The 25,871-nt window shown below is 75.3% G+C and carries 23 protein-coding genes; 9 read left to right on the top strand and 14 right to left on the bottom strand.

What is annotated here, in order from left to right; genetic code table 11:
* Positions 1-87: 87 nt before the first annotated feature.
* The 5 genes from ACTWP5_RS19590 (at position 88) to ACTWP5_RS19570 (ending at position 6,497) form a co-directional block, all read left to right on the top strand.
* Complete coding sequence (locus ACTWP5_RS19590) at positions 88-876, top strand: thiazole synthase (protein ID WP_443222369.1); 789 nt, start codon at positions 88-90, stop codon at positions 874-876.
* 52 nt (positions 877-928) lie between these two features.
* Positions 929-2,206, top strand: coding sequence for a septum formation family protein (locus ACTWP5_RS19585; RefSeq protein ID WP_443222317.1), 1,278 nt, complete (start codon positions 929-931; stop codon positions 2,204-2,206).
* A 170-nt stretch (positions 2,207-2,376) separates the two neighbouring features.
* On the top strand, positions 2,377-4,413 hold the full coding sequence (gene pknB, locus ACTWP5_RS19580) for a Stk1 family PASTA domain-containing Ser/Thr kinase (protein ID WP_443222316.1): 2,037 nt from the start codon (positions 2,377-2,379) through the stop codon (positions 4,411-4,413).
* Between the two features lie 279 nt (positions 4,414-4,692).
* Positions 4,693-5,532: a transglycosylase SLT domain-containing protein gene (locus tag ACTWP5_RS19575; RefSeq protein ID WP_443222315.1), complete on the top strand. Its 840-nt coding sequence runs from the start codon at positions 4,693-4,695 to the stop codon at positions 5,530-5,532.
* 32 nt (positions 5,533-5,564) lie between these two features.
* Entirely contained in the window at positions 5,565-6,497 is a 933-nt protein-coding gene (locus ACTWP5_RS19570; RefSeq protein ID WP_443222314.1) for a deoxyribonuclease IV, read from the top strand.
* A gap of 10 nt (positions 6,498-6,507) precedes the next feature.
* On the opposite strand, the gene ACTWP5_RS19565 is transcribed toward ACTWP5_RS19570, so the two are convergent.
* The gene (locus ACTWP5_RS19565) at positions 6,508-7,146 is read right to left on the bottom strand and encodes a sulfite oxidase-like oxidoreductase (RefSeq protein WP_443222313.1); all 639 of its coding nucleotides are present in this window, start codon (positions 7,144-7,146) and stop codon (positions 6,508-6,510) included.
* Positions 7,147-7,336: 190 nt separating this feature from the next.
* Between ACTWP5_RS19565 and bfr the strand changes: the two genes are divergently transcribed.
* Positions 7,337-7,819, top strand: a complete 483-nt coding sequence (bfr, locus tag ACTWP5_RS19560; protein ID WP_443222312.1) for a bacterioferritin — start codon at positions 7,337-7,339, stop codon at positions 7,817-7,819.
* A 58-nt stretch (positions 7,820-7,877) separates the two neighbouring features.
* On the opposite strand, the gene ACTWP5_RS19555 is transcribed toward bfr, so the two are convergent.
* Positions 7,878-8,237 carry a (2Fe-2S)-binding protein gene (locus ACTWP5_RS19555; protein ID WP_443222311.1) on the bottom strand — a complete coding sequence of 120 codons (360 nt, stop codon included), beginning with the start codon at positions 8,235-8,237 and terminating at the stop codon, positions 7,878-7,880.
* A gap of 91 nt (positions 8,238-8,328) precedes the next feature.
* Complete coding sequence (locus tag ACTWP5_RS19550; RefSeq protein ID WP_443222310.1) at positions 8,329-9,723, bottom strand: class II 3-deoxy-7-phosphoheptulonate synthase; 1,395 nt, start codon at positions 9,721-9,723, stop codon at positions 8,329-8,331.
* A gap of 287 nt (positions 9,724-10,010) precedes the next feature.
* On the opposite strand from ACTWP5_RS19550, the gene ACTWP5_RS19545 reads away from it, so the two are divergent.
* Positions 10,011-12,110, top strand: coding sequence for an anthranilate synthase family protein (locus ACTWP5_RS19545; protein WP_443222309.1), 2,100 nt, complete (start codon positions 10,011-10,013; stop codon positions 12,108-12,110).
* Between the two features lie 107 nt (positions 12,111-12,217).
* Here ACTWP5_RS19545 and ACTWP5_RS19540 read toward each other — a convergent pair whose 3' ends face one another.
* The 3 genes from ACTWP5_RS19540 to ACTWP5_RS19530 are packed head-to-tail and all read right to left on the bottom strand — an operon-like array spanning position 12,218 to position 15,057.
* On the bottom strand, positions 12,218-12,865 hold the full coding sequence (locus ACTWP5_RS19540; protein ID WP_443222368.1) for a response regulator: 648 nt from the start codon (positions 12,863-12,865) through the stop codon (positions 12,218-12,220).
* A gap of 20 nt (positions 12,866-12,885) precedes the next feature.
* On the bottom strand, positions 12,886-14,214 hold the full coding sequence (gene macS, locus ACTWP5_RS19535) for a MacS family sensor histidine kinase (RefSeq protein ID WP_443222308.1): 1,329 nt from the start codon (positions 14,212-14,214) through the stop codon (positions 12,886-12,888).
* 27 nt (positions 14,215-14,241) lie between these two features.
* Complete coding sequence (locus ACTWP5_RS19530; protein WP_443222307.1) at positions 14,242-15,057, bottom strand: lysophospholipid acyltransferase family protein; 816 nt, start codon at positions 15,055-15,057, stop codon at positions 14,242-14,244.
* 340 nt (positions 15,058-15,397) lie between these two features.
* Here ACTWP5_RS19530 and ACTWP5_RS19525 point away from each other — a divergent pair, with 340 nt between their 5' ends.
* Both ACTWP5_RS19525 and ACTWP5_RS19520 read left to right on the top strand, forming a co-directional pair.
* Complete coding sequence (locus ACTWP5_RS19525; RefSeq protein WP_443222367.1) at positions 15,398-16,210, top strand: alpha/beta hydrolase; 813 nt, start codon at positions 15,398-15,400, stop codon at positions 16,208-16,210.
* Positions 16,197-16,769 (top strand): hypothetical protein, encoded by a 573-nt coding sequence (locus tag ACTWP5_RS19520; protein WP_443222306.1) that lies wholly within the window; start codon positions 16,197-16,199, stop codon positions 16,767-16,769. The genes ACTWP5_RS19525 and ACTWP5_RS19520 overlap by 14 nt, the downstream gene beginning before the upstream one ends.
* Before the next feature lie 585 nt (positions 16,770-17,354).
* Here ACTWP5_RS19520 and ACTWP5_RS19515 read toward each other — a convergent pair.
* The 8 genes from ACTWP5_RS19515 to ACTWP5_RS19480 all read right to left on the bottom strand — a co-directional run bounded on the left by ACTWP5_RS19515 (position 17,355) and on the right by ACTWP5_RS19480 (position 25,635).
* Entirely contained in the window at positions 17,355-18,083 is a 729-nt protein-coding gene (locus ACTWP5_RS19515; protein WP_443222305.1) for an endonuclease/exonuclease/phosphatase family protein, read from the bottom strand.
* A 187-nt stretch (positions 18,084-18,270) separates the two neighbouring features.
* Entirely contained in the window at positions 18,271-19,212 is a 942-nt protein-coding gene (locus ACTWP5_RS19510) for an ROK family glucokinase (RefSeq protein ID WP_443222304.1), read from the bottom strand.
* Positions 19,213-19,282: 70 nt separating this feature from the next.
* On the bottom strand, positions 19,283-19,816 hold the full coding sequence (locus ACTWP5_RS19505; protein ID WP_443222303.1) for a DUF5304 family protein: 534 nt from the start codon (positions 19,814-19,816) through the stop codon (positions 19,283-19,285).
* A gap of 74 nt (positions 19,817-19,890) precedes the next feature.
* Positions 19,891-21,348: an ArsA family ATPase gene (locus tag ACTWP5_RS19500; protein WP_443222302.1), complete on the bottom strand. Its 1,458-nt coding sequence runs from the start codon at positions 21,346-21,348 to the stop codon at positions 19,891-19,893.
* Between the two features lie 30 nt (positions 21,349-21,378).
* A complete protein-coding gene (locus tag ACTWP5_RS19495) occupies positions 21,379-21,825 on the bottom strand; it encodes an SRPBCC family protein (RefSeq protein ID WP_443222301.1) in 447 nt (148 codons plus the stop codon).
* Between the two features lie 88 nt (positions 21,826-21,913).
* Complete coding sequence (locus ACTWP5_RS19490) at positions 21,914-23,065, bottom strand: glycosyltransferase family 4 protein (RefSeq protein WP_443222300.1); 1,152 nt, start codon at positions 23,063-23,065, stop codon at positions 21,914-21,916.
* A gap of 135 nt (positions 23,066-23,200) precedes the next feature.
* A complete protein-coding gene (locus ACTWP5_RS19485; protein ID WP_443222299.1) occupies positions 23,201-24,292 on the bottom strand; it encodes an NlpC/P60 family protein in 1,092 nt (363 codons plus the stop codon).
* A gap of 314 nt (positions 24,293-24,606) precedes the next feature.
* A complete protein-coding gene (locus tag ACTWP5_RS19480; protein WP_443222298.1) occupies positions 24,607-25,635 on the bottom strand; it encodes an NlpC/P60 family protein in 1,029 nt (342 codons plus the stop codon).
* Positions 25,636-25,871 lie beyond the last annotated feature (236 nt).

Genomic DNA, 25,871 nt, shown 5'->3' with positions numbered 1-25,871 from the left:
GCCGGGAAGGCCGAGAGGCCCGGGAACGACGTGTGGGAGGACGAGCCCCTGGTGCTGGGGCGCCTGCGGCTGACCTCCCGTCTGATCATGGGGACCGGAGGGGCCGTCAGCCTCACCGTGCTCGGGCGGGCACTGGCCGCCTCGGGCACCGAGCTGACCACCGTGGCGATGCGGCGCCTGGACCCCTCGACGCGCGGCTCGGTCCTCGACGTGCTCCGCGAGCACGCCATCGAGCCGCTGCCCAACACCGCGGGCTGCCACACGGCGGGCGAGGCCGTGCTGACCGCCCGCCTGGCCCGCGAGGCGCTCGGCACCGAGCTGGTCAAGCTGGAGGTGATCGCCGACGAGCACACCCTGCTGCCCGACCCCGTGGCGACGCTGGAGGCGGCCGAGACCCTGGTGGACGACGGCTTCACCGTGCTGCCCTACACCAACGACGACCCGGTCCTCGCCCGGCGCCTGGAGGACGTGGGCTGTGCCGCGGTGATGCCGCTCGGCTCCCCCATCGGCTCGGGACTCGGCATCCGCAACCCCCACAACATCGAGCTGATCACCGGACGCGCCGGGGTCCCCGTGATCCTCGACGCGGGCGTGGGCACGGCCTCCGACGCCGCGCTCGCGATGGAGCTCGGCTGCGCCGGCGTGCTGCTGGCCACGGCGGTGACCCGGGCGCAGCGGCCCGAGGCGATGGCTCGGGCCATGCGGCACGCGGTGGCCGGCGGCCGTCTGGCGTTCCTGGCGGGCCGGATCCCGCGCCGCCGTTTCGCGCTCGCCTCCTCTCCCACCACGGGCCTGGCCTGGCGCGACGAGGACGCCGACGAGGAGCAGGGGCCGGGCGGAGACCCGGAAGCCGGTCCTCCGCCCGGCTCGTCCTGAGATACGATCCCGCCACCCGATCGACGGCCGGGGGACATCAGCAGGGGGGCACGTGGACGCACCACCACCGGCGGGGCAGGCACCGCCCCCGCACTACGGGCCCCCACAGCCTCCGCCCCCGCCGGGGCAGGCGCCCGCGCCGCAGCCCCACGCCTACCCCCCGCCCCAGCCCGGCGCGCCCGGCGCCCCGCCCTGGGGCCCGCCGCCGCGCCCGCCACTCAACGGCCTGGCGGTCGGGGCGCTGGTCACCGGCCTGTTCGCCGTCTTCCCCGCGGCGCTCTCCCTCGGACTCGTCGCGCTCTCCCGGCTCGCCACCCCCGGCCGGCCGCCGGAGCGCGGCCGGGGCCTCGCCATCGCGGGCATCGTCCTGGCGAGCGCCCAGATCCTCCTGCTCGCCGTCCTCATCCCCATCGCCGTCATCACCGCCGAGGACGGCGACGGCTCGGTGGAGGCGACGCAGCACGACGACCCCACGCCCTCGCGGGACGACGACCCCGCCCCCGCCGACCCGGACGACGCCTCGCCCTCCCCGCCCGCCGAGGAGCGCGAGAACGGGGACGGTGCGGCGGACGGTGAGGAGATCAGCGTCTACGACCTCCGCGTCGGCGACTGCTTCGACTCGGGCACCGGCCTCAGCGAGTTCGACGAGGACGGCCAGGCCGAGGAGCACACGGTCACCCGGCTGGACTGCGCCACGCCCCACGAGGCGGAGGCGTTCGGCCTGCTGGAGGTCACGGGCTACGACGCGTATCCGGGCGACCAGGAGATGACGGCCGTCGCGTTCGAGGAGTGCGCGGACCGCGTCCAGCCGTTCGTGCTCGACACCTGGACCCTGGGCTCCTCCGTCACGTTCTACTTCTACTATCCCCAACGCAGCAGCTGGGCCTTCGGCGACCGCGAGATCCTGTGCTTCTTCGGCCGTCAGGACGGCTCGGCACTGGAGGAGACGCTGCGGCGCGACCCGGACGAGCTGACCGACGAACAGACGGCGTACGTCGAGATCACCACGCCGCTGGAGATCGCGCTGTGGAAGGAGCCGCTGCCCGAGGCGCCGCTGGAGGAGCACCGGGCCTGGGCCGGTGAGGTGGCACGGGTGATCGAGGACGAGTCGCGGGCGCTGGCCGAACACGGCTGGTCGGAGGAGGTCGGCGCGCTCGTCGACGACCTGGTGGCGGCGCGGGGGGAGAGCGTCCCCTCCTGGGAGCGGGCGGCGAACGCGTCGGACCAGGCCACCTACGACACGGAGTACGAGGACGCATTCGCCACGCTCGGCGTGGACATCGAGATCGGCATCCGCGAGAACCTCGGGCTGACGGCCTCTCTCCAGTAGCTCCCCTCCAGCAGGGCGTCCTCCGGTAGAGCGTCACTCCACCGGGCCAACCCCTCCACCGGGGCCTCCCCCACCGGGGCCGTCGCGTTGGTCACCGTTCCGCTCCAAGTCGGTCCGGCCCGGCCACAACGCGGGAGGTCAGACCCCTGGTGCTCGTAGACTCGTCAACCGTGGACACCACCCTGCACGACCCGCTGATCGGCCGTCTGGTCGACGGCCGGTACCGCGTCGAGGAGCGGATCGCCGTCGGCGGCATGGCCACGGTCTACCGGGCGACCGACCTCCGCCTCGACCGGGTGGTGGCCCTGAAGGTGATGCACCCCTCGCTCGCCGAGGACGGCGGCTTCGTCGAGCGGTTCATCCGCGAGGCGCGGTCGGTGGCCCGTCTGGACCACCCGAACATCGTCGGCGTGCTCGACCAGGGCACCGACGAGGGGTACGTCTACCTCGCGATGGAGTACGTGGCGGGCTGCACGCTGCGCGACGCGCTGCGCGAGCGCGGCTCCCTGCCGCCGCGCGCCGTGCTCGACATCCTCCAGCCGATGCTCGCCGGACTCGGCGCCGCGCACCGCGCCGGGCTCGTCCACCGCGACGTCAAGCCGGAGAACGTGCTGATAGGCGACGACGGCCGGGTCAAGGTCGCCGACTTCGGCCTGGTGCGCGGCGTCGACTCCACCACCTCCGCCACCACCGACAGCCTGCTGGGCACCGTGTCCTACCTGGCGCCGGAGCAGATCGAGCGGGGCACGGTCGACGCCCGCACCGACGTCTTCGCCTGCGGCCTGCTGCTGTACGAGATGCTGACGGGCGAGCGGCCCCAGGCGGGCGAGACCGCGGCCCAGCTGCTGTACGCGCGGCTGAACGAGGACGTGCCGCTGCCCTCGGCGGCGGTGCCGGAGCTCGCCCCCGAGCTGGACGGCCTCGTGGCCAGGGCCTCGGCCAGGGACCGGGACACGCGCCCGGCGGACGCCGCGGCCATGCTCTCCCTGGTGCAGGCGGTGCGGGCGGTGCTGAGCGAGGAGCAGTTGGACGTCGACGCCGGTCCGGGGCCCGCGCCCGTGGCGGCGGTGGGCGCGGGCGGCGAGGCCCTCACGGAGCGCCTGCCCCGCGCCGCCGGGGTCGGTCCGGACGACCGCACGGCCGTGGTGCCGCTGCCCGAGGGCGTGCTGACGTCGTCCGCGTCAAACGGCGGGCCCGCCGTCGAGCGCACCAGCCGCATCGAGCTTCCGGCCGACGGGCAGCCGCCCGTCCCGAGCCTCCTCGGCCCCTCCCGGGCCTTCGACGACGGCGACGCGTTCCAGGGCGACGCCGTCCCGCCCGCGCGGCGGCCGGCGCCGCGCCGCCGCGTCCTCGGCCTGGTGCTGCTGGCGTTGCTGGTCATCGGCGCGGGCGCCGGCGTCTGGTACATCAACTCCGGGCAGTTCCTGCGCACGCCGGGCGTCGTCGGGCTGGCGGAGGCGGAGGCGAGTGAACGGCTCAGGGACGCCGGCCTGGACGTGACGGTCCGGGAGGACTTCTCGCAGGTCGTGCCGGTGGGGCACGTCATCTCCAGCGATCCGGAGCGTGGCGAGCGGGTCCGCAGGAACAGCACGGTCACGCTCACCGTCTCGCAGGGGCCGCCGGTCGCGGCGGTCCCCAACGTCCGTGGCCTCCCCCTCGACGAGGCCACGAGCCAGCTGCGGGAGGCCGGGCTCACGCCGGGCGAGGAGATCCGGGACTTCTCCGAGGAGGTGCCCCGCGGATCGGTGATCTCCACCACGCCCGCGCCGGGCGAGGAGGTGCGCCCGAACACGGCGGTGGACCTCGTCGTCAGCCGCGGCGCGGAGATCGACGTCCCCGGCGTCGTGGGTCTGCCGGAGGGTACGGCCGCGCAGCGGCTGCGGGACGCCGGCTTCGAGGTCGAGGTGGCACCGGAACGCGTCCACTCGCAGGAGGAGGCGGGGACGGTGGCCCGGCAGACGCCGGCGGGCGGCACGACGGCGGGCGCGGGGGACACGGTGACACTCACCGTCTCCCGGGGCCCGGAGATGATCGTCGTGCCCGACGTGCGGGGGCTCGACGAGGACGAGGCCGTGGAGATCCTCCAGGAGGCGGGTTTCGAGGTGAACGTCAACCGGCTCTTCTTCACCGGCACGGTCTTCAACCAGTCCGTCCACAGCGGCGACCGGGCGGCCCGCGGTTCCACGATCACGATCTGGGTCCGCTGAGGGCTGTCCTTCTCATCCGCGGTTCGAGGCCCTCTCCTCCGGGTTTTCCCGGGTCCGGAGAGGGCCTTTCTGTGAGGCCCACCATAAGGACCTTGGTCATCTACGATCGCGCTTCGTCGCCATCCGATCCCTTCTGACCTGGGAGAACATCGAGAAAAAGCCAGGGAATTTCCTCACTCCCGACTATCGGGAGTAGTAATCGAGACCTTTGCGCGGCGAATTCCGTGCCTGTTAACAAGGTGCATCGAATTCGCCCCCGAGCACGAGGTCTCACCCTTCATGCCCATTCCCCCCGCGCTTGCCCGCGTTCGCACGCCGCGCTCGCGACGTCACGCGACCGCCGCGCTCGCCGCCGCGGGCGTCGCGGCCATCGCGCTGAGTGCCGCGCCCATCCAGGCGGACGCCCAGTCCTCCGCCGCCGCCACCGTCGGCGAGCCCACCAGCTTCCACGTGAAGGCCGCCGACCTTCCCGGCCAGCGGCAGCCCAACGGCGCCGTTCCCGGCCAGGGCTCCGGCGAGGAGCGGCCCGGTCTCGGCCCGGAGACCGGCGTCCCGGCGCCGGGCGACGGCACCGGCCGCGCGGGCGAGGACGGAGCAGGCGCTACCCGTGACGGCGCGCCGAAGCGCGAGAAGGCGGAGGAGCCGGGCGAGAAGGCCGCCCCCGAGGCCACGGCCGAGGAGCCCCCCGAGGAGCCGGCCGAGGAGTCCGCCCCCGCCGAGGAGCCGGAGCAGCCCGTCAGCCGGAGCGTCGCCGAGCAGCCGCGCGGGACGGCCGAGCAGCCCGCCGAGGCCGCCTACCCCGACACCCTCGACGGCTGGATCCGCGAGTCGCTGGACATCATGGCGGCGAACGGGATACCGGGCACCTACGACGGCCTGTACCGGAACATCATCCGCGAGTCCAGCGGCGACCCCAACGCGATCAACCTCTGGGACATCAACGCCCAGAACGGCACCCCGTCGATCGGCCTGCTCCAGGTCATCCAGCCGACGTTCGACGCCTACCACGTCGAGGGCACGCCGTACGACATCTACGACCCGGTGGCCAACATCGTCGCCGCCGCCAACTACGCGGCGGACCGCTACGGTTCGATCGACAACGTCGACGGCCCGTACTGATCTCCCTCTCGCCGCCCTGGCACCCTGGGACGGTGACCACCGCAGCACACGACCGTCCCCGCCCGCGCAATCCCATCGGCGGCCACGTCCCCGTCTCCGGGGGCCTGGCCGCCCGTGGCGTTCCGTACGCCAGGGAGCTGGGCGCGGAGGTGGTCCAGGTCTTCGTGGGCAATCCCCGCGGCTGGGCCGCGACGCCGGGTGACCCCCGTCAGGACGAGGCGTTCCGCGCCGCCTGCGCGACGGTGCCGCTCCCCGCCTACGTCCACGCCCCCTACCTGGTCAACCTCGCCTCGCACGACGCGGCCACGGCCGCGCGGTCGGTGGCGACGCTGCGGCACACGGTGCGCAGGGCCGGCGAGATCGGCGCGCTCGGCGTCGTCGTGCACACCGGCTCCGCCACCGGGGGACGGGACCGGCGGACCGCGCTGGACCAGGTCCGGCGGCTGCTGCTGCCACTGCTGGAGGAGCTTTCCGGCGCGGCGCCCCGCCTGCTGCTGGAGCCGACGGCCGGCCAGGGCGCCTCGCTCTGCTCCCGCGTCGAGGATCTCGGCCCCTACCTCGCGGCCCTCGACCACCACCCGAGGCTCGGCGTGTGCCTGGACACCTGCCACGTCTTCGCCGCCGGCCACGACCTCTCGGCACCCGGGGGGACCTGGTCCCTGCTCGACCAGCTGGAGCGGGTGGCGGGCCCGGGCCGGCTGGGGCTGGTCCACGTCAACGACTCGAAGGACGGCTGCGGGTCCCGACGGGACCGGCACGCCACCCTCGGCGAGGGCGCCATCGGCCTCGCCGGCTTCGCCGACCTCTTCGCCCACCCGGCGACGGCGGGGGTGCCGCTGGTGCTGGAGACGCCGGAGCGGGGCATGCGGTCGGACGTGGAGCGGCTGAGGAAGCTGCGGGAGGAGTGCGGCCTGCGGGAGGAGTGCGGCGCGGCGTCCCGCGACGACGCGGTGCGGGGGGCGTAGGGCTGCGGGCTCACAGCTCGGGGCCGTCGCCCGGCTCCTCCTGGTAGGAGTACCGCTGCTCGCGCCAGGGGTCGCCGATGTTGTGGTATCCGCGCTCCTCCCAGAAGCCGCGGCGGTCGGCGGTCATGTACTCCACGCCGCGCACCCACTTCGGGCCCTTCCAGGCGTACAGGTGGGGCACGACCAGCCGCAGCGGGAAGCCGTGTTCCGCGGTGAGCAGCTCGCCGTCGCGGTGGGTGGCGAACATCGCGCGGGCGTCGGCGAAGTCGGCGAGGCGGATGTTGGCGCTGTACCCGTACTCGGCCCAGACCATCACGTGGCTGACCTCGGGCGCGGGCGGCGCCAGGGCGAGGACGGTGCTGGTGCTCACGCCGCCCCACTCGGCGCCCAGGATGCTGAACTTGGTGACGCAGTGCAGGTCGGCCACGACCGTGGTGTATGGCAGCGCGACGAACTCCTCGTGGGTCCAGCGGTGCTTGTCGCCGTCGGCGGTCGCCCCGAAGACACGGAACTCCCAACGGTCGGCCCGGAACCTCGGCACGGGACCGTAGTGCGTGACGGGCCAGCCACGCTGGAGCCGCTGGCCCGGGGGGAGCCGGCCGGAGGGATCCTCCTGCACCTGACCCGTGCGGCTGTCCGGCTGACCCATGCCTCCATGGTGGCAGATGTCCTCGGCCGGCCCACACCGCCACCCTGACCCGCTCGGGACCAGAAATCTGGCTATATACCGTCGCAAGACTCACATTCCCTCCCTCTTTTGGTAAGCCTTCTCTTACTGGACGGGTCTGCGCGGCGGTGCCAGGATGCGCGGACAAGGCGAACCGGAAGGAGGGCGCCGCATGCAGGGCGATCCCGAGGTCATCGAGTTCCTGAACGAGCAGCTCACGGCGGAGCTGACCGCCATCAACCAGTACTTCCTGCACGCGAAGATGCAGGAGAACAACGGCTGGGCGAAGCTCGCGGCATACACCCGCGCCGAGTCCTTCGACGAGATGCGGCACGCGGAGGTCCTCACGGACCGGATCATCTTCCTCGAGGGCCTGCCCAACTACCAGCGGCTCTTCCACGTCCGCGTCGGACAGACCGTCACCGAGATGTTCCAGGCGGACCGGCAGATCGAGGTGGAGGCGATCGACCGGCTGCGGCGCGGGATCGAGGTGATGCGCGCGAAGGGGGACATCACCTCGGCCCGGATCTTCGAGTCGATCCTCGCGGACGAGGAGCACCACATCGACTACCTCGACACCCAGTTGGACCTGATCGACAAGCTGGGCGAGGCGCTCTACCTGGCCCAGCAGATCGAGCAGCCGAAGGAGGCGTGAGCCGCCCGGCCGCGGGGCGCTCCCGGGCGGGGCCCGCGGGCTAGGCCGTGCCCGCGAGCTAGGCGGGGCTCGCGGCCAGGGGTGAGAGCGCCGGCACCGCCGCCGGCCGGGCATCGGGCAGGACCGGCACCGGCGTCACCGCCGGGGCCTCGGGGCGGGCCACCGCCTCCGACGCGCCCGAGGCGGCCGGCGCACCCGAGACGGCCGACACGGCCGGCACGACCGCGCCCGCGGCGGCGGCCCGCCGTCGCGGGCAGGCCACCTCGCGGCCCAGCAGTCCCTGGATGCGGCGGACGCACGAGCCGCAGTCGGTGCCCGCGCCGCTCGCGCTGGCGAGCTGCCGCGGCGTGCACGCACCGGCGGCAGCGTGCTCACGCACCTGCTCCTCGGTGATGCCGAAGCACGAGCAGACGTACACCAGAACCCTCCGCCGGTAAGTAAGGTAAAGCTAACCTTACCTTGCCGGCGGAGGTGGCGACACCCCTGCCCCGCCCGTTCCCGCCCGCGGGTCAGGCCCGGTACATCTCGGCCACGAGGAAGGCCAGGTCCAGGGACTGGCTGCGGTTGAGGCGCGGGTCGCAGGCCGTCTCGTACCGCTGGTGCAGGTCGTCGACGAGAATCTCGTCCCCGCCGCCCACGCACTCGGTCACGTCGTCCCCCGTCAGCTCCACGTGGATGCCGCCGGGGTGGGTGCCCAGGCCCTTGTGGACCTCGAAGAAGCCCCTGACCTCGTCCAGCACGTCGTCGAAGCGCCGCGTCTTGTGTCCGGAGGCCGCCTCGAAGGTGTTGCCGTGCATCGGGTCGCTGACCCAGGCCACCTGGGCGCCCTCGGCCGTGACCCGCTCCACCAGCAGCGGCAGCCGGTCGCGGATCTTGTCCGCGCCCATCCGCGTGATGAACGTCAGCCGGCCCGGCTCCCGCTCGGGGTCGAGCCGGTCGATCAGCGCCAGCGCCTCGTCGGGCGTGGTGTTCGGGCCCAGCTTGACGCCGATGGGGTTGCGGATGGAGGAGGCGAACGCCACATGCGCGCCGTCCAGCTGCCGCGTCCGCTCGCCGATCCACACGAAGTGGCCCGAGACGTCGTACAGCGACCCGGTGCGGGAGTCGGTGCGGGTCAGCGCCCCCTCGTACTCCAGCAGCAGCGCCTCGTGGGAGGCGTAGAACTCCACGCTGTGGAACTCGGCCGGGTCCGCGCCGCACGCCTTCATGAAGTTCAGCGCGTTGTCGATCTCACGGGCCAGCGCCTCGTACCGCTGGCCGGCGGCGGAGGTGCGCACGAAGTCCTGGTTCCAGGCGTGCACCTGGTGCAGGTCGGCGTACCCGCCGGTGGTGAAGCCGCGCACCAGGTTCAACGTGGCGGCCGAGGAGTGGTACATCCGCCGCAGCCGGTCGGGGTCGGGAACCCGCGCCTCGGCGGTGAACTCGGCGCCGTTGACCGAGTCGCCCCGGTACGACGGCAGCGTCACGCCCTCCCGGGTCTCGGTCGGCTTCGAACGCGGCTTGGAGTACTGTCCCGCGATCCGGCCGATCTTCACCACGGGCACGGCCGCGGCGTACGTCAGGACCGCGCTCATCTGGAGCAGCGTCTTGAGCTTCGCCCGGATGTTCTCCGCGCTGACCTGGTCGAACGCCTCGGCGCAGTCCCCGCCCTGCAACAGGAAGGCCTCGCCCCGCGCGACGGCGGCCATCCGGTCGCGCAGCTGGTCGCACTCGCCGGCGAAGACCAGCGGGGGGTACGTCGCCAGCTCGGCGGTCACCGCCCGCAGCGCGGCCGCGTCCGGATAGTCCGGCTGCTGCGCCGCCGGCAGGTCCCGCCAGTCGGCGTGACCAGCGCGTCCGGCGCCCACGACGGGCGCGACGGGTGAGGGGGCGGTGGCTGCGGTGCTCTCAGCGTTGACGGTCACGCGCTCCAGATTACGGGGTCGCGTCCAGCCGGTTTCCGGGGTGGCCGAAACGTGAGACGCCTCCCGTCGTGTCCCGGGGGCGGCGGGGCCGGGGAAGGGTATAGTGCGCCGCGTGATCGCGCAGCAGTGCCGCATCCGGCACACCCGCCGCTGGTGGTGGACCGTCCTCGGGCGGCCCGCCGACTGCGCGTGACTCACTGACCACCGCGAAGGCCGCCCCGGACGAGGGGCGGCCCTGCCGTGTGTGCCGGGTCTCCCCTCCCCACGACTCCTCGAGGGAGACCGCGTTGCGCCACCACCCACAGTCCCAGGACGCCGTCCACCGGCTGTTCCACCGCCTCACCACGGGCGACACCCCGTTCGCCCTGATCCAGCGCCGCACCCCGGGTCACGACCCGGAGCTGGTGGAGGTGCTCGTCGGCCCGGTCACGACGCTCGACCGGCTCGCCGACATCCCGCTGGGCCCCGAGCCCGGCGGCCGGGCGCTCGCCCTCGTCCCCTTCCGCCAGCTCGCCGAGCGGGGCTTCGAGGTGACGGAGGACGGCACGCCGCTGACGGTGCTGCTGCCGGAGGAGGTCCACGAACTGCCGCTCGCGGACGTCCTGGCGGCCCTGCCCCGGCACGAGGTCTCCGTCTCCGACGGCCGCTTCGACATCGACGACGCGCGCTACGAGCAGATCGTCCGCGCCGTCGTCGAGGACGAGATCGGCGGCGGTCAGGGCGCCAACTTCGTGATCAAGCGGACCTTCACCGGCCGTGTGACGGGCCTCGGCGCCGGACACGGCACCGAGGGCGCCGACGTCCCTGCCGGCCCCGACAGCCCCGACAGCCCCGACAGCACGGGCACCGGCTTCGGCGCCGCCGACGCGCTCGCCCTCTACCGGCGGCTGCTGGCCGGGGAGCGCGGCGCGTACTGGACCTTCGTCGTCCACACCGGCACGCGCGCCCTCGTCGGCGCCAGCCCCGAGGTCCACGTGCGGATGAGCGGCGGCACCGTCGTCATGAACCCGATCAGCGGCACCTACCGCTACCCGCCGGAGGGGCCGAGCGTGGCGGGGCTGTTGGCCTTCCTCGACGACCGCAAGGAGACCGAGGAGCTGTCGATGGTCGTCGACGAGGAGCTGAAGATGATGTGCGCGGTCGGCGACCGGGGTGGCGTCGTCGTCGGTCCGCGTCTGCTGGAGATGGCGCACCTGGCCCACACCGAGTACGAGCTGCGGGGACGCAGCACGCTGGACGTGCGCGAGGTGCTGCGGCAGACGCTGTTCGCCGCCACCGTGACGGGCAGCCCGCTGGAGAACGCCTGCCGGGTCATCGCCCGGCACGAGCGCGGCGGCCGGGGGTACTACGCGGGGGCGCTCGCGCTGCTGGGCCGCGACGCGGGCGGGGCGCAGGTGATGGACTCGCCGATCCTCATCCGCACCGCCGACATCGACGTGCCGACCGGCCGGCTGCGGGTTCCCGTGGGGGCGACGCTGGTGCGCGGCTCCGAAGCGGGAGGCGAGGTCGCCGAGACGCACGCCAAGGCGGCGGCGGTGCTCACCGCGCTGGGCGTGCGGCCGGGGCGCGCCCCGGCTGCGCCCGCCGGGGGCGGGCAGACGGCGGCGCGGCTGGTCGACGACCCCCGCGTGCCGGCGGCGCTGGCCGCGCGCCGCGCCGACCTGGCCCCGTTCTGGCTGCGCCTCCAGGACGGGCCCGGCCTCGACGCGGCGCGGGACGCGGCCGGTGGCCCTCCGGTGCTGGTGATCGACGGCGAGGACACCTTCACCGCGATGCTCGCCCACCTGCTGCGCGCCTCGACCGGACGCGAGGTCGTGGTGGTGCGCTACGACGCGCCGGGCCTGCGCGAGCGGGCGCTGGGGCACGCCGGCCCGGTCGTGCTCGGCCCCGGCCCCGGCGACCCGGGCGACGCTGCCGACCCGAAGATGCGGACGTTGCGCGCCCTCGCCGCCGACCTGCTGGCGGGGGTGACGGGGCCGAGCGGACCGGACGGCGGCCCGGCCGGGCGGGCGACGGTCCAGCGGCGCGGCGGCCTGCTGGGGGTCTGTCTGGGACACGAGTTGCTCGCCGCCGAACTGGGGCTGCCGCTGGTCCGCAAGGAGGAGCCGTACCAGGGAGCCCAGGAGCGGGTCGACTTCTTCGGCCGCACCGAGACGGTCGGCTTCTACAGCTCCTACGTCGCCCACTGCGACGACGCGGCGGCCGCACGGCTGGCCCGGCGCGGCGTCGAGGTCAGCCGCGACGCGACGACCGGCGCCGTCCACGCGCTGCGCGGCCCCGGCTTCGCGGGCGTGCAGTTCCACCCCGAGTCGGTGCTCACCCTGGACGGCCCGCGCATCGTCGCCGAGCTGCTGATCCCCGACCCGACGCCCACCCCGTCGGCCTGAGGTCCTGACGGCGTGACGGCGTGACGGCCTGACGGACGGGACCGACGGGACCGGCCCGACCGGCGGGACCGGCCCGACCCGCGGGAACGAACGGCGGGTCGGGCCGGTCAGAGCTCGGCGTCGAGGCCGCTCTCGATGGCGTACCGCACCAGCTCCGCCCGGTTGTGGAGCTGGAGCTTGCCCAGGGTGTTCTGGACGTGGTTCTGGACGGTGCGGTGGGAGATGACCAGGCGCTCGGCGATCTGGCGGTACGTCAGGCCCTTGGCCACCAGGCGCAGCACCTCCGTCTCCCGCTCGGTGAGGCGCGGCACCGCGGGCCGACGCGGGTCGCGGGGCTCGGCGACCGCGGCCAGGCGGCGGTACTCCCCGAGGACCAGGCCCGCGAGCCCCGGGGTGAAGACGGGGTCGCCTGCGGCCGTGCGGCGCACGGCCTCGACGAGCTCCGCGGCGCTGGCGGACTTCACCAGATACCCGGTGGCGCCCGCCTTGACCGCCTCCAGCACGTCCTCCTGCTCGCCGCTCGCGGACAGGACGAGCACCCGGGGCCCGTCGCCTCCGCCGGCGAGCTGGCGGCAGACCTCCGCGCCCGGCAGCCCCGGCAGGTTGAGGTCGAGCACCAGCACGTCCGGCCGCACCGCCCTGGCGCGGGCGACGGCCCGCGGACCGTCCCCCGCGGTCGCGACGACCTCCAGGCCGGCCTCGCCGAGGTCACGGGCGACCGCGTCGCACCACATCGGGTGGTCGTCGACCACCATCACCGTCAGGCGTTCCTCACTCACCCGCGTCCTCCCTCCTTCGGCAGCCGCAGCTCGACCTCGGTGCCCTGGCCCGGCACGGAGACCCACGCGGCGCTGCCGCCCAGGGCCGCCAGTCTGCCCCGGATCGACTGGGCGACGCCGAGCCTCCCCTCGGCCTCCGCCTCGGCGAGCCGGCCCTCGGCGATGCCGGGACCGTCGTCGCGCACCGTGACGAGAACCTGCTCCGGCTCGTCCTCCAGCAGAATCCACGCCTGGGCGTCGGGGGCGTGGCGGCGGACGTTGTCCAGGGCGGCGGCGACGGCCGCGGCGAGTTCGCGTGCGGCGTGGTGGGGCAGCGGCACCGGGCCCGGTGGCCCGGCGTACGTCACCCGCTGCCGTCGCGTGAGCTCTCCGACGCCGGACGCGGTGGGCGCGCCGGCCCCGCTGGCCGTGCCGGGCGCCGTGGCCGTCCCGGCCGGCGCCGCCGCGACGACCGAGCCGCCGCGAGCCGCGAGCGCCAGCAACGCGCCCACGTCCCGCGCCCCGTCGGCCCCCGTCGGGGCCTCCCCCGGCGGTCCCTCGCCGGCCGCGCCCAGCCGCGACGGCGGCCCGCCGGCGACCAGGGCGCGCAGCGCGCGCTCCTGCTCCCCCGCCAGCCGTCCGAGCTCCGCGGCCTCGCCGCCGACGGCCGCGCCCCGGCGCTGCACCATGGCGAGCACCTGGAGCACGCTGTCGTGGATGTCGCGGGCGAGCCGCTCCCGCTCCCGGGTCGCGGCCTCGATGCGCAACGCCCGCGCCAGGGTGCGCTCGCTGGCCCGCGCGAGCTCGATGACGTAGCCGACGGCGATGCTGGCCACGCAGACGAGCAGCACGTTGTGGAGCGTGCTGCGCGAGAGGTGCCCGGCCTGCACCAGGTTGGCGGCGCCGACCACGCAGGAGGCGCAGGCCGCCCAGCGCCAGCCGCCCCTGAGCGCGACGGCCAGCACGGACCCGGCCATCCAGATCGACGGCAGGGTCGGGCTGATGGCGTCCCCGGGGTCGGTGAGCGGGCTGAGCAGGATCCCGACGACGCCGACCGCGAGGTCCACCGCGAGGAAGCGCGGCGTGCACCGCTCGGCGGAGGAGACGGCCCGCAGCGTCGCGAGGGTCCAGGCGACGAGGGCCGTGAGGTAGGCGACGGCAACCGGCCGGTGGTCGTAGGCGTGGTAGTTGACGACGAAGAGCGCGACGGCGTAGCCGGCGGTCAGTACGCGGTAGCCCCTGAGCGCGCGCCACATCGGCGCCTCCACGGAGGAGGACATCCGCGCCGGCTCCGCGCGCTCCCGGCGCGTGGCCGGCACCAGCCCGCCGCTCGTCCCCCCTGACATCCCCCTGCCCCCTCGGTCCTCGCTCCCTCACACCGCCGACGGCGGCTTCTCCCGCCCGCCCCGCCCGCCGGACCCGCCCGGGCGACGCGACCCGCCGCCGCCCTCCCGCGCGGCCTTCGCCTTCGCCTCAGCCTTCGCCTCGGCCTTCGCCGCGGCCGCCTGCTCGGCCATCGTCTGCTTGGCCGTGGAGGCGTAGACGTCCACGTACTCCTGGCCGGAGAGCTTCATGATGGCGTACATCACCTCGTCGGTGATCGAGCGCAGGACGAACCGGTCCCCCTCCATGCCCTGGTAGCGGGTGAAGTCCAGCGGTTCGCCGATCCTGATCCCCGGCCGCATCAGCTTCGGCACGACCTTGCCGGGCGGCTGGATCTTCTCCGTGTCGATCATGGCGACGGGCAGCACCGGCGCCCCGGTGGCCAGCGCGATCCTGGCGAGGCCCCCCGGCCGGCCGCGGTAGAGCCGCCCGTCGGGCGAGCGGGTGCCCTCCGGGTAGATGCCGAAGAGCTCGCCGCGCTCCAGCACGGCTATGCCGCTCCTGACGGCGGCCTCGCCCGCGCCCCTGCCGCCGGAGCGGTCCACGGGCAGCTGCCCGACGCCGCGGAAGAACGCCGCGGTCAGCCGCCCCTTGATCCCGGGTGAGGTGAAGTACTCGGCCTTCGCGATGAACGTGACGCGGCGGTCGAGCACCGCCGGCAGGAAGAACGAGTCGGAGAAGGACAGGTGGTTGCTCGCGAGGATCGCCGGCCCGGTGGCGGGCACGTGCTCCCGGCCCTCCACCCAGGGGCGGAAGGCCAGCTTCAGCCCCGCTCCCACGGAGACCTTCATCGCCGCGTACAGCAAACCGACCTCCCGCGTAGACCGTCCGTGCCCGACCCTAACCGGGAACCCGCTTCCCCGCGCCCCCCGGGCGCGCCCGACACACACCCCGGCTCGGAACGGAACCGGTGCCGCCGCTTCCGACCCGTCGCGCGGCCCCCGACCGGCGCGTCGCCGACCCGGGCGCGCGGGCTACCGGCCGGCGTCGCGGCCCACGTAGGGTGGTCACACCCGGGCATGTCATGCCCGCCGCGCCCGTCGAAGGGAGCCCGCCGTGCCTCCTGTCCCCGGCTCTCTCCCCGGTCCGCCGCCCGGCGCCGAGGCCGGCCTCACGGCCGGCTCCACGGTCGGCTCCGAGGCCGGGATCCACCCTGGACTGTTCCCCGGCGCCGAGCCGTTCCGCCACCGTGGCTCGACGACCGGCGTCCTGCTCTGCCACGGCTTCACCGGCTGCCCCCAGTCGCTGCGCCCCTGGGCCGAACACCTGGCGGGCCGGGGCCTGACGGTCTCGCTGCCGCTGCTGCCCGGCCACGGCACCCGGTGGCAGGACATGCGGCACACCGGCTGGCAGGACTGGTACGCCACGGCCGAGCGGGAGCTGCGGGAGCTGACCCGGGAGTGCGAGCGCGTCTTCGTCTGCGGCCTGTCCATGGGCGGCGCCCTCGCGCTGCGCCTGGCGGCCCGTCACGGCGACGACGTGACGGGCGTGGTGGTGGTCAACCCGGCGCTGACCTTCCCGCGCTGGCAGGGGCACGCCCTGCGCGTGCTGCGCCACGTCGTCCCCAGCACCAGGGGGCTGATCTCCGACATCGCGAAGCCCGGGCCACGCGAGGCCGGGTACTCGCGGGTCTCGCTCCACGGCGCCTGGGCCCTGCGCGAGCTGCTGGCCCGGGTCCGCGCCGAGCTGCCGCGCGTCACGCAGCCGTTGCTGGTGGCGCACAGCCGGGTGGACCACGTGGTGCCGCCGTCGGACTCGGCGCTGCTGCTGGGCTCGGTATCGTCGGAGGACGTGACCGAACGGCTGCTTGAGGAGAGCTACCACGTGGCGACCCTCGACCACGACGCCGAGCGTATCTTTCAGGAGACGGACGCCTTCATCACCCGGCTCACGGCCGGGACGACCTCCCCACCGGTGAGCCACCCGGCGACAAGGAAGACAGCTCGTGACGGAACGTGACGCGGACCGCGGCGAGGGCCGTGACCCGATCGACGAGGAGGCCGCGTGGGCCGAGATCGTCGCCGGATACGGTGAGGAGCCCGCCGATCCGCCGGGCGTCTGGCCGCGGGCCGACGAGACCGACCTCACCGACACCGTCGACCGGGGCGCGCCCGTCCAGCCCGCGCAGCCCGCACACGAGGCCGGCCACGCCGGCACGCGCGGCGGCGAGCCGGCCGCCGCGGCGGGCGACGGCGAGGAGACACGGCACGAGGCCCCCGCGCCGGAGGGCGGCCCCCGGGACTGGGAGGCCGCGGAGGACGAGGAGGACGACCACTTCGTCCCGCCGGAGCCGCCACCGCTGCCCGAGACCGACCTGACCACCAAGCTCGCCTGGGTGGCGGTGATCGGCGGGCCGCTGCTGCTGATCGGCGTCGTGCTGCTCCAGCGCGACATGACGTGGTGGCTGGCGACGCTGGGCATCGGCGGCTTCCTCGGCGGCTTCGCCACGCTCTTCTCCCGCATGCGGGACGAGGACGACGACGAGTGGCCCGACCCGGGCAGCGGCGCCGTCGTCTGACACGACGTCCTCTGGCGGAAGCACCGTGCCCGGCTGCGGCCCCCGCCCCGGCCCGACCACCACCTCGGCCTCGGGCACGGGGCCCGCTCACCGCGCGAGGCACCGGCGGGTGGATCCCCGTCGGATCACCCCACGCCGCCCGAGGCCGGGGGAAGCACCGCGAGGCGGCCGAGCGCCTCCCGCACCGCTCGGCAGCGGGACGGGGCTCCCGGACGAGCCCGCCACCGTGCGGCGAAGGGCTGCCCGACGGCGGGAGCCCGGTGCGTGACGAGCCGCGATCGGGGCGCCGCGCGGCCGCACACGCCGCGGCCACCTCCCGGACCTCTGGACGACGTCCGGTGAGCGGCGGGGGCCGCCCGGGACACGGAAGACACGCCCGGGCGCCGTCCAGAAGGCTGTCCCGCGGCCCCTGGCGGGTCAGGGAGTGGCGTCCCGGGGCTTCTCCCCCACGCCGCTCCGCGGCCGCGGGGGTGTGCCCCCAGCAAGGCGGAGGAGGGAGTCAGCCTTGCGGGCTGGCGACCGACGACAACGCACCATGCGGAGTCGCAGGGCGTCGCGAGCCCGCCAGGCATTGCGGGACCGCCTTCAGATCCGGAGCGTGGCGAGGACCGGCAGGTGGTCCGTGGCGCGGCCCAGGTCGGCGCGCCACCCGGCGGCGTCGACGCCCGGCGGGCCCGTGGGGACGCCGCAGCCGAGCACCTCGACCTCCGACGTGCACAGCACCACGTCGATGCGACGGTCGGCTGCGTGGGAGGGGAAGGTGAACCTCCCGCCCTCGGGCGCCGCCCGCCACGCGTCGGTGAGTCCCCCGGTCAACAGCCGCGCGGTGCGGCCCGAGGGGCGTTCGTTGAGGTCCCCGGCGACCACGGCCGCGGGGGCGCCGAGCGCGGCCAGGTGCCGCAGCAGCAGCCGGCCCTGGGCCTGACGCTCGTCGCTCCGCAGGCTCAGGTGGCAGCTGACCACGCCCAGCCGCGCCTCGCGCCGCCCGCCCACGCGGAGCACCGCCGTGGCCAGCCCCCGGCGGTGCAGGCCGGGGGTGAGCGGGAAGGTGACGTCCTCGGCCCGCTCCACCGTGAGGCGCGGGCTGGACATGATCATGGTGCCGCAGGACGGGGCGCCCCCCGTGACGTACGTCAGCCCCGTGGCGCGCCCCAGGCGGGCGGCGTGGGCGCGCCACCCGAAGAACCGCGGGGCCTCCTGGACGCACAGCACGTCGGGGGCGCAGGCGCGGATCACCCGGGCCAACGCCGCCCTGTCGTCGCGCAGCGACCGGACGTTGTAGCTCAGCAGTCGCAGCTCCGCCACGCCCCGCACCGTCCCGACCTAGAAGGCTGTCCCGCAGTCCCTGGCGGGCTCACGACGTCCTGCGACGTCCTCCCCCAGACCCCTTTCGGGGTCCGGGAGGTGCCCCCAGCCGCGCTGGCGTCGGTCGCCGGCCCCACAGGCCGGCTCCCTCCGCCTCGCGGTCGACGCCACAGGACACCACTCCCCGTGACGCCTCTCAGCCCTGGCGGGCGAGGTCGGCCGCGCCCACCAGGCCGGCGCGCCCGCCGAGCTGGGCGGCGACGACCTGGGCGTGCGGACGGTACCGGCTGCCGACCAGCCAGCGGCGGAACGACTTGCGGATCGGCTCCAGCACGAGGTCTCCCTCGTCGGAGACGCCGCCGCCGACTATGAACGCGGAGGGGTCGAAGAGCGAGGCGAGGTCGGCCAGGCCCGCCCCGGCCCAGCGGGCGAGCTCGCGGAAGGAGTCGATGGCGACCGGGTCGCCCTCGCGGGCGGCCTGGCTGACGTGGCGTCCCTCGATGCCCTCGGGCGTGCCGTCCCCGAGGCCGAGCAGCACGGCGGCCGCGTCGGGCGTGGCCGTGGCGCGCTGCCGGGCGTACCGGACCAGGGCGCGCCCCGAGGCGTACTGCTCCCAGCAGCCCTGGCTGCCGCAGCCGCACAGCAGGCCGTCGGGCACGACCCTGAGGTGGCCGAACTCGCCCGCCACGCCGAACCGGCCCCGGTGGAGGCGGCCGCCGATGATGATGCCGCCGCCGAGGCCGGTGCCGAGCGTGATGCAGACGACGTCGTCGTGGCCCGCGCCCGCGCCGAAGCGGTACTCGCCCCAGGCGGCGGCGTTGGCGTCGTTCTCGACGACGACGGAGAGGCTGACCCGCTGCTCGATCTTGTCCTTCAGGGCCTCGTGCCGCCAGTTGATGTTGGGGGCGAACAGGACGGTGGCCCGCTTGTCGTCCACGTACCCGGCGGCGCCGATGCCGACGGCCTCCGCGGAGGTGCCGCTGCCCACGGTGCGGATCGCGTCGGCTATGGCGTCCACGACGCCCTCGGGGTTCGACGGGGTCGGCACCTGGCAGGTGTCGAGGATCGCGCCTTCCTCATCGACCACCCCGGCTGCGATCTTGGTGCCGCCGATGTCGACGCCGATGGTCAGTCCCATGCTTCCCTCGTGTGTGTCCGTTGAGCCCCGCCGGCGACCACGTTACCCCGCGACGGGGTGCCGAGAGGTGTCAGTCCAGGTCGATGCGGTGTGGTCCCGCCGCGTCGGGCGGGCCGTCGTCCCCGTCCGCCGCGGGCGGCGGTCCGTCCGGCCCGTCCGGTGACGACGCGGTGGGCGTCTCGCGGCGGGGCTCGGGGGGCCTGGTCCAGTCCCTCTCGTGGCCCTCGACGGCCGAGCGGTAGGCGGCCAGGAGCTCCTGGCCGGCCCTGGCCAGATGGTTCAGGACGTCGGCGTTGCGCTCGATCACCGGCTCCAGCGCGGCCCTGGCCTGGTGGGCGAGCGGCGCGGCGCCGAGGCCGAGTCCCCCGCCGAGCCGTCCGAGGTGCTCGGTGACGGTGTCGGCGAGGCGGCGCAGCTCGCGGGCGGGGTCGAGCGGCTCGGGACCGTAACGCTCCCGGCGGCGGGCCTCCTCGGCCGCCAGGTCCTCCCCGCAGGCGGTGGCCCAGGCGTCGGGGTCGGCGGGCGACGGGTCGACGGCCTCGTCGGCGACGGAGGGGTCGCGAGGCTCCTGTGGGTGCTTCGCGGAATGCTCCTCGGCGGTCATCAGCCGGCCCTCCGTACGACGTGACGGTCCTCCTTGACGGTACCCGAAGGCCGCCGTCACCAGCAGACCCCCTGTCATCCCCCGTCGGGTGCCCGCTCTCCGGCACCGCCCCGGCGCCCGCCGTCGGCGGGCCACTGGGCGGGGTCGGGACGAAAGCGGACGGCCAGGGTGCCGTCCTCCTCCAGCGCCGCGCCCGCGACGGTGCACCGGCGCAGCGCCGAGGGCAGCGGCAGGACGCGACGGAACGGGCCCGTGGTGACGACGAGTTCGTCGCCGCGCCGGACGAGGCCGAGCTCGTCGCGGACCGAACCGGGCAGCGGCAGCCGCCAGACCAGCAGGCCGTCCTCGGTGAGCCGGTCGAGGAGGGCGGGCTCCTCGCGGTGCGCCGCGGCGGCCGGCGGCTCCGTCATGCCGGCGAGGTGGCGCAGCTGGGCGGGGCCGGCCTCTCGGCCGAGATGCGGCAGGCTGTGGACACGGTCGCGCGGCACACCCACGGCGTCGACGAACTCCCGCAGCGCCGTCCACTGCCGCTCCGCGAGCGTGCTGAGCCACGGGTCCAGGCCGGGCGTGGCGGGGATCATGCGGTTCGCGGTGACGGCCTCCAGCGGCAGGCCGTGCAGGGCCAGGCCGGCGCGCGCGGCGCGGGTGGTGGCCAGGGAGCGCCCGCTGCCGGGGTCGATCACCAGGCGGACCGCGGTGCCGGGCCCGGTCACGATCGCCCGCGCGGCGGCGAGTTCGGCGTCGAGGCGGCCGGCCGCGTCGAGGAGCCCGGCGCCGGGCAGCGGCACGCCGGCCAGCTGGGCGAGGATCGGGCGCAGCGCACGGGCGGCGAGCCGTTCCGGGGGCAGCAGGCGGCGCAGGTAGCGCCCGAGCTGCTCGGGCAGGGCGAGGATCCGCAGTGCCTCGGCCACGGGGGCCACGTCGACGACGAGCAGTTCCCAGCGGCCGGCGGCGTGCGCGGCACGCAGCGTCTGGTGGAGCGCGAGGGCGTGGGAGCCGGGCAGCTCGGTCAGCTCGTCGTCGTCGAGGGGTGCCGCGCCGAGGGCGTCGAGGGCGGGGGTCACGTGGCTCTGGAGGCCGAGGAGCCGCTCGCGGAAGACCCGGCCCGCGTCGATCCGGGCGACGTCGACCGGTCCCCACCGCGCGGGCTCCTCGGGCCACGCGGGTGGCGGCTCGCCGAGCAGTGTCGCGAGCCGGGCCGGCGGCTCCGCGCTGAGCAGCAGCGTCGTCTGTCCCTGCCGGGCCGCGGCGAGCGCGGTCGCGGCGGCGACGGTGGTGGCGCCGTCCCCGCCCGGTCCCGTCACGAGGAGGACGCGGGGGCCGGGCGCGGGGGCGCGTCCCTCCTCGGGTGCCGCCTCCGCCGCGGCGGCCACCGCCGCCCCGCCCGCGGGGTCCACGCCCCCGGGGCCCGCCTCGTCTCCCGTCACGTCGGCCGTCGTCACGCCGTCCGCGGTCGCGCCGTCCGTGGCCCTGCCGTCCGCTGTCACGTCACCTGCCGTCCGGTCGCCGGTCGCCGTCTCGCTCGCCGTCACGTCGCTCCCCTCACGTCGCCGGGCGTCAGCTCACGGGTGGCCGTTCTCCACGCGCTTCTTCAGCCCGTCCAGGGCCCGTTCGATGATGACCTTCTCTGCCTTGCGCTTGATGGTGCCGAGCATGGGGATCTTCACGTCGACGGTGAGCTGGTAGGTCACCTCGGTGTGCCTGCCGTCGGCCACCGGGTCCAGACGGTAGGTCCCGTCGAGGGCGCGCAGCATCTTCGACCTCACCAGGGACCAGCTGACCTCGCGGTCGCCCGACCACGCGTAGGCCAGGACGTGCTCGTCCCTGATGGCGCCGGCGTCGAGGAGCAGCCGCACCTGCTCGGCGCGGCCGGCGTCGTCGGCGGAGAGCACCTCGGCCTCCTTGACCTCCCCCGTCCACTCCGGGTAGCGGCCGAAGTCGGCGATCACCGCCATCACCTCGGCCGGCGGGGCTTCGATCGTGATGCTCGACCTGGTGTGTTCGGCCATGGCGGTGGCTCCTTGGAATGTCGTACGAGGCGTGGACACCGGTCCGTCCGCGGGAAGGCTACCGCGCCGCGGCCCACCGGGGTCAGGACTACAGCAGCTCGCGCAGCCGGTCTGCCAGATGGTCCCAGCGCCAGCGTTCCTCCACCCAGGCCCGGCCGCGCTCCCCCATCCTGCGGCGCAGTTCGGCGTCGGCCAGCAGGGCGACGAGCCGCTCGGCGGTCTCGGCCGGCGCGCTCGCCGCGCCGGCGCCCACCACCCAGCCGGTCTCCCCCTCCAGCACGGCGTCGGGCGCCCCGCCGGAGTCGCCGCCGATGACGGGCAGCCCCGTGGCGGACGCCTCCAGGTACACGATGCCCAGGCCCTCCACGTCGAGACCGCCGCGCCGGGTGCGGCAGGGCATGGCGAAGACGTCGCCGGCGCCGTAGTGGGCCGGCAGCTCCTCCCAGGGCACCTCGCCGGTGAACCGGACCGCCGCCGCCACGCCCGTGGTGACGGCCAGCTTCTCCAGGTCCGCGCGGTACGGGCCGCCACCGACGATCAGCAGCACGGCGTCGGGGTGGGCGGCCAGCACCCGCGGCATGGCGCGGATCAGGGTGTCCTGTCCCTTGCGCGGCACCAGGCGGGAGACGCACACCACGACCGGGCGCTCGGCCAGTCCGAGCGCCGCCCGCACGGCCGCGCCGCCGGAGTCGGGGTGGAAGGTCTTCTCGTCGACGCCGGGGGTCAGCTGCGTCATGCGCGCGGCGGCGGCCGGGGTGAGCGCCCGCGCGATCCGCTCGCGGTGGTACTCGCCGAGGTAGGTCAGGGTGTCGGTGTGCTCGCCGATGCGCCGCAGCAGCTGACGGCTCGCGGGCAGCCGGGCCCAGCCCGACTCGTGGCCGTGGGTGGTGGCCACCAGCCGCTCGGCGCCGGCGGCCCGCAGCGCGGGGGCGAGCAGCCCGAGGGGGGCCGCGGCGCCGAACCAGACGGCGGTGCAGCCGTGTTCCCGCAGCAGCGCGGTGGCGCGCCGGCTGACCCGGGGGGTGGGCAGCAGCATGGTGGCGCGGTCGCGGACCACGGGGAAGGGCTGCTCGGCGTCGAACCGCGCGGTGGCCTCCCGCCCCTCGGCGTCCCGCTTCCACGTCGAGGCGTACACCACGACCCGTCGCGGGTCGAGCCGCAGCGCCATGCTGTGGAGGAACGCCTGGATGCCTCCCGGCCGCGGCGGGAAGTCGTTGGTCACGATCAACGTCTTACGCATCGCCACGACCTTACCCAGCCGCCGGACCCCCGCCTCACGCCGGCCACCGGACGGGCCCGGCCGGTGCGCCGGGACGCCGCTCCCCGACTCACCAGGGAACCGGGGAACGAGCGGGACGGACGTCAGGAACGGACGTCAGGGACGGACGACGGAGGAGACCGGCATGATGCCGACGGGGTCGTAGCGCACCGAGGCGCCCGGGTGCGGGGAGTGGATCATCTGGCCGTCGCCGACGTAGATGCCGACGTGGCTGGCGTCGGAGCGGAAGGCGACGATGTCGCCCGGCAGGGCCTGGGAGAGCGGGACGGGCCGGCCCGCGGTGGCCTGCCCCTGGGAGGTGCGGGGCAGGGCGACGCCGGCCTGGGCGTAGGCCCACTGCACGAGGCCGGAGCAGTCGAACGCGTCGGGCCCCGCCTGTCCCCAGGCGTAGGGTCGGCCGACGGCCGAGGTCGCGGCGGCCACGGCCGTGGCGGCGCGCGAGGAGGGCGCGCCGGCCGCTCCGCCGCCGAGCGACACGGTGGCGGCGCCCGTGGCGCGGGCCGCCGCGCGTTCGCGTTCCTCGCGTTCCTGGGCGGAGAGCGTGGCGAAGTGGCTCCTGGCCGCCTCCAGCCGGCGCTGGGCGGTGGTCTTGGCCCGGGTGAGCCGCTGCCGTTCCTCCGTCAGCTCCCGCAGCGCCCGCCGCGCCTCCTGGCGGCGCTGTTCCAGGCCGCGTTGGACGGCGCGCAGCTCGCGGAGGGCGCCCGTCTGCCGGTCGCCGACGCGGTCGAGGGTCGCCGCCCGGTCGAGGTAGCCGTCGGGGTCGGCGGTCAGCAGCAGGGCCAGGGAGGGGTCGATGCCGCCGCTGCGGTACTGGGCGGCGGCCGCGGAACCGAGGGCGCGGCGCTGCTCGTTGAGGGCCTGCTGGCCACGGGCGACGCGGTCCTGCCGGCGTTCGAGCTCCTCCTCGAGGCCCTCCACCCGCTCGGAGGCGCCGTTGTACGCCTCCACGGCCCGCTCGGCCTCGACGAGCAGCCGCTCCACCTCGGCCGCCGCCTCGGCGCTGGTGCCGGGGGTGGCGTCGGCGGCCTGCGAGGACGCCTCGGCGGGCCCGCCCGGCTCGGCGAGCACCGGCACGGCCGTGGCCGCGACGGCGGCCGTGGCGACGGTGACGGACAGGGCCGTGACCCGGACGGCCCGCGCGCGGTCCGCGCGGGCTTCGGGTGAACGCGGACGTCGGTGACAGGCCACGCTGCGGGCACGCTCCCTTCGGTGGGTCCGTGACGGAACCGGGAGCAGAATCTAGCCGCGTGGTGGCGCGACGCCCGGGAGGCTGGGCGCGGCTCACAGGGTGACAGCGGGACGCCCTCGCAGGTCACACGGGACGCGCGGCCAGTGCGCGACTCCCCGGAATCACCCGGATGGCCGAACGTCGGACACCGCCGGGTGGCGCGTGCCCGCGGGATCCGCGAGGGCTCGGCGGAGGGCCGGAGGAATCCGAGGAGTCCGAGGAGACCGGACGGGTCGGGAAGGTTCCGGACGGATCCGGAGGGGTCCGCGGGGTCTCAGCCGACGCGGACGCCCCACGCGAAGGGCATCACGTCGAGGGAGCTGTACTCGACCACGCCGCCGGGCCGCGGGGCGTGGATCATCTGCCCGTTGCCCACGTAGATGCCGACGTGGCTCAGCTCGCTGTAGAAGAAGACCAGGTCGCCGGGGGCGAGGTCGTTGATGCCCACCTGGGTGCCGGCGTAGGCCTGGGACTGGGAGGTGCGCGGCAGCGAGACGCCGGCCTGGGCGTAGGCCCAGGAGGTCAGGCCGGAACAGTCGAATCCGCCGGGGCTGGAGCCGCCCCAGACGTACGGGGTGCCGAGCGCGGTCTCCGCGGCGGCCACCGCCGCGGCGCCGTAGGAGGAGGCGCCCTCCAGGGAGGCGCCCGCCGCGGCCTCGGCCGCGTCGGAGGCCTCCTCGGCGGCGGCGGCGTCGAGCGCGGCCTGCTCCTCCTCGGTGAGCTGGTTGAGCAGCTCCTGCGCCTCGGCGAGCCGGCCCTGGATCTCGTCCTTGCGCTCGCGCAGCTCCTCGCGCAGCTCCTCCAGGTCCTCCAGCTTCTCGGCGGCCTCCTCACGCTGCTGCTCGAGGGTGCGCTGCTGGCTCTCTATCTGGCGCAGCGTCTCGGCCTGCACGCCGCTGACCTGGTCGAGGGTGGAGGCGCGGTCCAGGTACCCCTCGGGGTCGGAGGAGAGGAAGAGCTGAACGGACGGGTCGAGGCCACCGTTGCGGTACTGGGCGGAGGCGATGGAGCCGAGGCTGCCGACGAGGTCGTTGAGCTCGCCCTGGCCGCGGGCGGCGGCGTCCTGGAGGTCGGCGATCTCCTCCTCCAGCTCCTCCTCCTGCTCCTTCGCGCCGTTGTACTCCTCGGTGGCTTCCTCCGCCTCGTGGTGGAGCTCGTCGACCCGCTCCTGGACCTCTTCCATCGTTGGGTTCGGGTCCGCCTGGGCACCCTGGGAGGTGACGGCCACGGTGGCGGCGGCGGTGGCGCCGAAGAGGGTGAGACGGGCGCGGCTTGGCTGCTTGGGACGACGGTGGGACGCCACGGGGGCGAGCTCCTTCTTCCTCAGCCGCCTGCCGGGTGTGGGGCGCTTCGCGTCCCGGCTCCGCGTCTCGGCCGCGGATTCGGCGGTCCTCCACGGCCACCCCCGGTGGGTGATCGACCGCGTGAAGGTTCGAGCCCAGACCCTAGCGACACGCCGTCCATGGGATCAAACCCCAGCGGGCATTTTTTACCACAACAGCAATCACGACGTCCCGAGTACGGGGCTATGTCGCTTTT

Source organism: Streptomyces sp. 4N509B, assembly GCF_052245655.1.
Taxonomy (GTDB): Bacteria; Actinomycetota; Actinomycetes; order Streptomycetales; family Streptomycetaceae; genus Streptomyces.
The sequence above is the reverse complement of the archived record's forward strand: the minus strand, read 5'-3'. Positions and strand labels throughout refer to the sequence as shown.